This is a genomic window from Paraconexibacter sp., from assembly GCF_041602235.1.
GTDB lineage: Bacteria > Actinomycetota > Thermoleophilia > Solirubrobacterales > Solirubrobacteraceae > Paraconexibacter.
Map to the genome: position 1 here is coordinate 1 of NZ_JBFIGP010000231.1, position 6122 is coordinate 6122.

7 protein-coding genes are annotated in these 6122 nt (G+C 73.1%); 4 read left to right on the forward strand and 3 right to left on the reverse strand.

The annotated features are described in order from the left end of the window. On the forward strand, positions 1-999 hold a 999-nt coding region (locus tag ABYE80_RS15735), incomplete at its 5' end, for a lipopolysaccharide biosynthesis protein (protein WP_372791247.1). Positions 1000-1005: 6 nt separating this feature from the next. Here the strand turns inward: ABYE80_RS15735 and ABYE80_RS15740 are convergent. Continuing rightward, a complete protein-coding gene (locus ABYE80_RS15740; RefSeq protein WP_372791248.1) occupies positions 1006-1959 on the reverse strand; it encodes a glycosyltransferase family 2 protein in 954 nt (317 codons plus the stop codon). A gap of 48 nt (positions 1960-2007) precedes the next feature. Between ABYE80_RS15740 and ABYE80_RS15745 the strand changes: the two genes are divergently transcribed. The 3 genes from ABYE80_RS15745 to ABYE80_RS15755 are packed head-to-tail and all read left to right on the forward strand — an operon-like array spanning position 2008 to position 4986. Next, positions 2008-3159, forward strand: coding sequence for a glycosyltransferase (locus tag ABYE80_RS15745; RefSeq protein ID WP_372791250.1), 1152 nt, complete (start codon positions 2008-2010; stop codon positions 3157-3159). A gap of 46 nt (positions 3160-3205) precedes the next feature. Further along, on the forward strand, positions 3206-4372 hold the full coding sequence (locus ABYE80_RS15750) for a glycosyltransferase family 2 protein (protein ID WP_372791251.1): 1167 nt from the start codon (positions 3206-3208) through the stop codon (positions 4370-4372). Continuing rightward, positions 4372-4986, forward strand: coding sequence for a sugar transferase (locus tag ABYE80_RS15755; RefSeq protein ID WP_372791253.1), 615 nt, complete (start codon positions 4372-4374; stop codon positions 4984-4986). The genes ABYE80_RS15750 and ABYE80_RS15755 overlap by 1 nt, the downstream gene beginning before the upstream one ends. A 2-nt stretch (positions 4987-4988) precedes the next feature. Here ABYE80_RS15755 and ABYE80_RS15760 read toward each other — a convergent pair whose 3' ends face one another. Both ABYE80_RS15760 and ABYE80_RS15765 read right to left on the reverse strand, forming a co-directional pair. Beyond that, complete coding sequence (locus ABYE80_RS15760; protein ID WP_372791254.1) at positions 4989-5375, reverse strand: cupin domain-containing protein; 387 nt, start codon at positions 5373-5375, stop codon at positions 4989-4991. 27 nt (positions 5376-5402) lie between these two features. Next, positions 5403-6122, reverse strand: a 720-nt coding sequence (locus tag ABYE80_RS15765; protein WP_372791255.1) for an ion transporter, incomplete at its 5' end; no start/stop codon positions are given.

Genomic DNA, 6122 nt, shown 5'->3' on the forward strand with positions numbered 1-6122 from the left:
GACTACCTCGCCGCCTCGCTGACGAACGTCGTGCTGACGGTCGGGCTCACCGTCACGCTCGTCGTCGGTCTCGACGGTGGCGCGACCGCCTACGTGCTCGGCAACTACCTCGCCTCGACCGTCGTCCTGCTGGGGGTGTGGTGGCTGCTGCGCGACCGGGTGCGGTTCCTGCCGACCGGGATCGCCGAGCGGCTGCGGGTGCCCCTCGCCTTCGGCCTGCCGACGGTGCCCGCCGAGGCGACGGTCTTCCTGCTGAACGTCGTCGACCGGGCGTACCTGCTGCGGGTGGAGTCGCCCGCCGCGGCGGGCGTGTACGCGGTGGCGGTCAAGCTGGCGACGGCGGTGATCGTCGCCGTCCGCGGGTTCCAGGCGGCCTGGCCGCCGCTGGCCTACAGCATCGCCGACCCGCAGGAGGCGCGACGCCTGTACGCGTTCGTGACGACGATGTACGTCGCGGTGACCGGCACCGCGGTCGTCGCCCTGACGCTGCTGTCCCGTCAGGTCGTCGACCTCCTCGCCGCCGACGCGTTCGCGGAGGCCCACGAGGCCCTGCCGTGGCTGGCGCTGGGCTGGGCCCTCTACGGCCTGAACCTCGTCTTCATCACGATCGCCGGTCGTGCCAAGGTGACGACGCGCAACTTCCCGGCCGCGCTGGCGGGCGTGGTCGTGAACGTCGTGACCCTGGTGCTGCTCGTCCCCCCGCTCGGGGTCGCCGGCGCGGGCATCGCGCTGTGCGTGGCGTACGTCGTCATGGTGGCGACGATCCACCTGCTGACGAGACGGCTGTTCGTGGTTCCGTTCGAGTGGCGTCGCCTCGCACTGCTGGTCACCGTCCTCACGGGGGTCGCGGTCGGCGGCGAGCTCGTGCTGCCCACCGACGGCGTGGAGGCCTGGGTCACGCGCACGGCTGCGATCGGGTTGGTCCCGGTCCTGCTGGTGCTCACCCGGTTCCTCACGCCCGAGGAGCGGGAGCGCCTGCGGAGCCTGCGCCGCCGCTGAGCGGCCTCAGCCCCCGGCGTCCAGCCGGCGGTTGAAGGCCTCCGCCGCCTCGCGGATCCCTTCGCCACGCCCCGGCCGCAAGGTCGCCCGGACGTGGGTGGCGTAGCGCCGCGGATCGTGTCCCGGCAGGACCAGCGCAGCCACCGTGCGTACCGCGTAGGGGAAGGCGGTGAGCCAGCGCACGAGCCAGGCGACCCCGGCGCCGTGGTGCTTGCGCAGGTACTTGTCGCGGTTGCGCGACAGCTCGACGATCCTGCGCTCCGGGACGCTGTCGGTCGAGAGCTGCTCGTGGTGGACCGACCGGGCGGACGGCACGTAGAGCGTGTGCCAGCCGTGCTGCGCCATGCGCTTCTGCACGTCGACCTCGTCGGAGTAGACGAAGAAGTCCGGGTCCCACCAGCCGGCCTCCTCGACGGCCTCGCGACGGACGAGCATGGTGCAGGACTGCGCCCAGTCGACGCGCCGCGTTGCGGCGCCCTTGGACTGCACGGTGGTGAGGCGGTGCAGGAACAGGGCGCCGGCCAGCGCGGTCCACACGGAGGGAAACCGCCAGGCGGACGGCTGCTGCCAGCCCTCGGGGCGCAGCAGCGCCGCCGCCGCGGCCCCGGCGCGCGGGTCGGCGTCGAGCGCGTCGAGCAGCGCCCGGGTCGCGCCCGGTTGCAGCTCGGCGTCCTCGTTGAGGAGCAGGCAGAGCGGCGCCCGCGATCTCGCGACGACCGCGTTGACGTTGGCCGACACCCCTTCCCGGCGCTCCAGGCGGATCAGCTCGTCGACCGTCGGGTGCGCGGCGGCGGCGTCGGCCGACCCGTCCTGCGAGGCGTTGTCGAGGAGGATCACCTCCGTCGCCACCGCGTCGCCGAGCGCCTCGCGCTCGCGGGCGATCGCGTCCAGCCCGCGGAGCAGGAGCTCCCGCTGGTTGGTGTTGACGACGCAGAAGCTGAGGTCGATCGGGGCGGTCACGCGCAGGACAGGCTACGACGCCTGGCGCGGACAACGATAATCGTGCCCGTGCGCGTCCACGTGGTCGACCCGTCGGCCTTCACCCCGCCGTACGACCACGCCCTGTGCGGGGCCCTCGCGGCCCGGGGTCTCGACGTCGTGCTGGAGACCAGCCGCTTCCCCTACGGCGACGCGCCGTGGAACGACGGCGCCGCGGGCCGCGCCGGCTACGAGCTGCGCGAAGGCTTCTACAGGCACGGCACGGCCCTGCCCGGGCCGCTGCGCCTGACGGCCAAGCTCGCCCAGCACGGACCGGGCATGCGGGCCGTGGCGCGGCGCGCCCGTCGCGAGCGCGCCGACGTCCTCCACTTCCAGTGGCTGCCGGTGCAGCACGTCGATGGGCTGCTGCTGCCCCGCGACCGCCCCCTCGTGCTGACCGCCCACGACGTGCTCCCGCGCGAGCCGCGGACCGGCCAGCTCGCGGCGCAGAAGCGCCTGTACCACCGGGTCGACGCGATCGTCGTCCACTCCGAGCACGGGCGCGACCGCCTCGTCGCCGAGGCCGACGTCCCGCACGACAAGATCACGGTGATCCCGCACGGCGCGTTCACGCACCTCGCGGACCTCGCCGCCGCCGACCCGCCGCCCGCGCTGCCGCCCGAGGTCGGTGAGAGCGGGCGCGGTGTGCCCGTGGCGCTCTTCTTCGGGCTGCTCCGGGAGTACAAGGGCCTGGACGTGCTCCTCGACGCGTGGGCGCTCGTCCGCCGGGCCGGCACGGAGGCCGAGCTGTGGATCGCCGGGATGCCGCGCATGGACACGCGGGCCTTGCACGCGCAGGCCGGCGCTGCCGGGGGCGTGAGGTTCGTCGAGCGGTTCGTCAGCGACCGCGAGGCGGCCGCGCTGCTCGCGCGGGCCGACGTGGTGGTGCTGCCGTACCGGGAGATCGAGCAGTCCGGCGTCCTCTTCAGCGCGATCGGCATGGGCAAGGCGATCGCGCTCTCCGCGGTCGGCGGGTTCCCGGAGGTCGCCGCGGAGGGGGCGGCGACGCTCGTGCCGCACGCCGACCCGGCCGCGCTCGCCACGACGCTCGGCCGGCTGCTCGGGGATCGCGACGAACGGCAGCGTCTTCAGGACGGGGCCCGCGCCGTCGGCACGGGCCGTTACGCCTGGTCCGCGGTCGCCGAGCAGCACGAGGCGCTGTACCGGCGGCTGCTGGGGTGAGCGACCCGGCGCGCACCTCCCGCGCGCCTCGGACACAATGCGCGCAGTGCGTGCCGTCGCCGCCATCGCCTTCTGGGCCTCCGCCTCGCTGCTCGCCTTCGCCCAGGTCGGCTACCCGATCACGTTGTGGCTGCGCGAGCGGGTGCTCGGTCGTGGCGACGGTGAGGGCGCTCCACCGGACGCCGACCCCGACGACGATCTGCCGTCGGTCACCCTGATCGTCGCCGCGTACCGCGAGGAGGACGTCATCGCGGCCAAGGTCGCGAACGCCCGGGCGCTGGACTACCCGCAGGACCGCCTGACGGTCGTGGTCAGCTGCGACGGGTCCCCGGACGACACGCCGCAGCGCGCGCGGGACGCGGGCGCCGACCTGGTGCTCGAGAACCCGCGGGGCGGGAAGATCGCCAGCCAGGACGCGGCGGTCGCCCGCGCGAGCTCCGACATCGTCGCGTTCTCCGACGCCAACGCGATGTGGGAGCCCGACGCGCTGCGCCGGCTCGTCGCGCCGTTCGCGGACCCGCAGGTCGGCTACGTCTGCGGGAACGTCACGTTCACGAGCGACGCGGCCGACCCGGACGCCACGAACCAGGAGGGCGTCTACTGGCGGTACGAGATGTGGCTGCGCGCGATGGAGTCTCGGCTGCACTCGGTCACGGGCGGCAACGGCGCGATCTACGCGACCCGTCGCGGTGCCTACGTGGTCGTGGACCCGATCATGGGGCACGACCTGAGTTTCCCGTTCACCTTCGTCCAGAACGGCTGGCGCGCGGTGTACGCGCCGGACGCGCGCGCCCGCGAGCTGATGGTGCCCTCGATCGAGGGCGAGTTCGCGCGCAAGCGGCGCATGATGAGCCACGCCTGGCCGATCGTCCTGCGCGGGGGGCTGCTGCGGCTGGACCGCGTGCCGCCGCGGTACGCCTTCGCCCTCTTCGGGCACCGTGTCCTGCGGTACGCGTCGCCGTTCCTGCACGTGAAGGCCCTCGTCGCGGGCATCGCGTGGGTCCTCGGAGGCGGCGGCGCGGTGGCTCGCCTGCTCCTCGCCGCCCAGCTGTCGCTGCTGGGCGCCGCACTGGCCGCGGGCCGCGTGCCCGCGAAGCCGCTGTTGATCGCGCGGTACTACGTGCTCACGACCGCCTCGATCGCCTTCGGGCTCCTGGACCACCTGCGCCACGGCACCCAGGCGGGTTGGGCGCCACCGGAGGGCACGCGCTGATGCCCGAGCCGCTGCGCCGCATCTTCGACGTGCTGGTCGCCGGGACCGTGCTGCTGCTCAGCGCGCCGGTCGTGGCGCTCGCGGCGCTCCTCGTCCGGCTGGAGACGCCGGGCGCGGTGATCTACCGGCAGCGTCGCGTGGGACAGCACGGGCACGAGTTCGACGTGCTGAAGCTCCGCACCATGGTCGACGGTGCCGAGTTCCAGGGGGCGGGCCTCGCGGTCGACAAGGGCGACGCCCGCATCACCCGGGTCGGCGCGGTGCTCCGCGCGACCTCGATCGACGAGCTGCCGAACCTCGTGAACGTGCTGCGCGGGGAGATGGCCATCATCGGACCACGACCGACGCTCCCCGGCCAGGTGGCGCAGTACACCGAGCGTCAGCGGGGCCGTCTGGCGCTGCGCCCGGGCATCACGGGCTGGGCGCAGGTCAACGGCCGCGCCTCCCTGCCGTGGTCGCAGCGGATCGAGCTGGACCTCTGGTACATCGAGCACGCGTCGCTGCTCGTCGACCTGAAGATCCTCTGGCGCACCGCGCTCATGGTCGTCGGCATCGACCGCTCCGGCACCTACAAGGGCGAGTCGGGCGGCTGGGACGGCCCGTCCGCCGACTGAGGTCAATCGGTCCAGAAGCCGTGATCGAGCTCGCCGTCGCCTTCGTGACGCGGGCCGAACACCAGCAGCTCGAGCCCGTCCGGCCCGGCCTCGAACGCACGCTTCACGGCCGGGGCGATGCGGATCGCGTCGTAGGTCCGGAGGTCGCGGATCTCGTCGTCGAGCTTGACCCGGCCACTGCCGGCGAGCACCAGCGCGATCTCCTCGGCATCGACGTGCCGGTGGCCGAACGGCTGGCGCTTGCCGGGCTTGAGGCGCTGCAGCGCCAGGCCCGTGGTGGTGGCGCCGAGCTCCTCGCGCGGGAAGATGAACTGGCCGAGGGCGTCGATGCCGTACTCGGGCGCGCTGTCCTTCGCCTCGAGGAGATTCGTGATCGTGTAGTCGCTCATCGGGCGAACGTACCCGATGCGCGAGCGCTAGTCGCCGCGCGACGCCTGCCGGTCGGAGAGCTCCTGGGAGAGCGCGTCGAGGGCTGCGCGCAGCTCGTCGATCCGGTCCTCCACCGCCACCACGAGGTCGTCCTCGGGGTCGTCGCTGGCCGCCGCGGCCTCGCGCTCGATCTCGCGCTGGGCGCGGTGGTCGGCGGCCCGTGCCTCCTCCATCGAGTTGAGCACGATCCCGATGAACAGGTTGAAGACCAGGAACGACGCGAGCAGGACGTAGGAGATGAAGAAGGGCACGGTCCAGCCCGAGAGCTCCTGGCCCATCTCCAGGTTGTCGGGCAGGTTCTCCAGCGTGAGCATCACGAAGAAGGTGAGCATCGACTGCGCGACGTCGCCGTAGTTCTCCGGGTCGTGCGTGTCGAAGATCAGCCACCCGGCCATGCCGTAGACGTACACCAGCAGGGCCGTGCCGACGGCGAGCGAGGCGACGCCCGGGACCGACTTGCCCACCGCAGTGACGATCACGCGCAGGTCGGGCAGGAAGCGCACCACGCGGACCACGCGCGCGAGGCGCACGATGCGCAGCAGCGATGCGTTGAGCCCGGGGATGAAGCTCGCGGCGACGACGACGAAGTCGAAGCTGTTCCAACCGCTCGCGAAGAACGTCCGGGCCTGCCAGCGGACCGCCGTGAGGCGGATGAGCAGCTCGACGGTGAACGCACCGAGGAACACCTTGTCGAGGACGCGCAGGAC